A 2,122-nucleotide genomic window follows, 5' to 3' on the forward strand; every position below is an offset into this window, starting at 1 on the left:
CATACCCATTTTCAGGGCAGCAGCCACCACATATTTAAATATCAGAGTTCCTAGAAGGGCTATTGTAGTTGCCTTCATAAATTTACCCGTCTTAAATATAGTTTCCCCTATTATTATTGCTGCAAGTCCTGTTACTATTGTCCCTGTTCCCATTCCCACATCTGCAAATCCTTGATACTGAGCAAGAATTCCGCCAGAAAGTGCAACCAGAGCATTTGATATAGCAAGTCCGTATATTTTCAGATGCTTTTCATTGATACCCAGAGAAACCACAAGAGTTTCATTATCTCCCAGGGCCTTTAAGGCAAAGCCGAACTTCGTTTTAAGGAGATAATCCAGAGAAATCTTTACAACTCCCAGCAATACAAGAATGACAACTATAGAGGGCGCTCCGCTGTTAAACAGATGATCTACACCAAAAAGAGGTATATTGGACTTCCCCATTACCCTCAGGTTGACACTGTATAGTCCAGTCATCACTATTATCCCGGCTAAAAGATTTGTTATATTCCATTTTACATGTATATATCCCGTTACAAATCCTGCCAGACCACCTGCTACCACAGCCAGGAGAAGTGACAAAACCGGATTCATTCCTCTGCTGATACACACTGCAGCAACTGCAGCTCCAAGAGGAAAGCTTCCGTCTACGGAAAGGTCAGGGAAGTCTAATATCTTATAAGAGATATAGACCCCCAAAACCATTATTGAAAATATCAGTCCCTGCTCTAGTGTTCCAAGTAATATCACGATGTATCTTCCCCCTTCCAGAGAGAGTCAGCACTACTTTTAAAATATCTCAGCCTTATCAAGGTCTTCAATATTGTCAAGTGAGATTCCTATTTTTTCTGCTGCTCCCTTGTTTATAATAAGTTGAGTATCGTTTAGTGTCTCCACCGGCATATCTTTAATAGATGCTCCCTTGAGTATCCTTACAGCCATTTCACCTGTCTGGTATCCAAGTTTATAATAATCAATAGTTTCAGTAGCTACTGCTCCCTGTTCTACCATATCTTTGATAGAACCTATAACTGGCACCTTAGCTGCATTTGTCTTTTGCAGTACAAGAGGGATAGCCGCTGTCATAAGATTGTCAGTAGGTACATATAATACATCTACTTTTCCCAGTATCGAATCTAGTGCAGAAGATACCTCATTTACATTGGTTACACCAGAAGTAATTACTTCTAAAGACAACTTTTCACACTCTTCTATTGTTCTCTTTACTAGAAATTCTGAGTTTTGTTCACTGGTATTATACACTATTCCTACTTTTTTTGCACTAGGAAGAAGTTTTTTTATAAGCTCCATCTGCTGTTTTACAGGTGACATATCACTTGTTCCGCTGATATTATCCCCGGTAAGTCCTGCTGATTCCGGGTCAGTAACTGCAGTTATAAGAATAGGTATCTCCTTAGTTGCATTATATGCTGCCTGTGCACTAGGAGTAGCAATGGCAAGTATAAGGTCTTTTTTATCCTGTACATAAGAGTTTGCTATAGTCTGAGCCGTTCCAAAGTCACCCTGTGCACTCTGAAACTCTATATCAACTTTTGATTCATCATATCCCGCATCTTTTAAAGCTTGTAAAAACCCTTCTTTAGAAGCATCTAAAGCCGGATGTTCTATTATCTGTGTTATTCCTATTTTAGTTTTTGACTCTTCTTTTTTTCCACATCCTGTCATTAAAATAGCCAAAGCCAAGACAGTCACCAATAAAATTCTCTTCATAAAAACCCTCACCCCTCTAATTTTATTCTCTATATTAAATAATATCATTTAAATCAGAGGGGTTCTATACAACAATAAAAAAAGAACTTTGTTCGATTTACACTTTACAAACTCCAACAAAAAAGGAGTATCCAAAGATACTCCTTTAAAAAATTGTTCGTATTACTCCACCATCTCAGCTCTTTCTTTCAACATTTCAGGAATTTTTATTCCATACTGTTCTGATTTTTTAACACTTATATATAATGAAGAGTTTTTCACTGTCTCATAAGGCATGTCTTCTATTTTTTCACCTTTGAGGTATCTTATCAACATTTCTCCTGTCTGATAACCCACTTGATAGTCCTCTATACCTTCTGTGGCCACAGCTCCCTGATATACAAATGGCTTA

General features: G+C 37.8%; 3 protein-coding genes. All 3 read right to left on the minus strand.

Translation table 11 applies throughout. From position 1 onward, the window contains the following. The coding region (locus ABZA26_RS13535) for an ABC transporter permease (RefSeq protein ID WP_372715028.1) at nt 1–747 on the minus strand (747 nt) is incomplete at its 3' end. Between the two features lie 42 nt (nt 748–789). Then, nucleotides 790–1,731, minus strand: coding sequence for an ABC transporter substrate-binding protein (locus tag ABZA26_RS13540; RefSeq protein WP_372715026.1), 942 nt, complete (start codon nt 1,729–1,731; stop codon nt 790–792). Between the two features lie 162 nt (nt 1,732–1,893). Next, nucleotides 1,894–2,122, minus strand: a 229-nt coding sequence (locus tag ABZA26_RS13545; RefSeq protein ID WP_372715027.1) for an ABC transporter substrate binding protein, incomplete at its 5' end; no start/stop codon positions are given.

Source organism: Ilyobacter sp., assembly GCF_041583315.1.
Taxonomy (GTDB): Bacteria; Fusobacteriota; Fusobacteriia; order Fusobacteriales; family Fusobacteriaceae; genus Ilyobacter.

Bases quoted from the DNA above. Each gene is read 5' to 3' on its own strand.
- ABZA26_RS13540 (WP_372715026.1), bottom strand. From the start codon at position 1,731: ATGAAGAGAATTTTATTGGTGACTGTCTTGGCTTTGGCTATTTTAATG.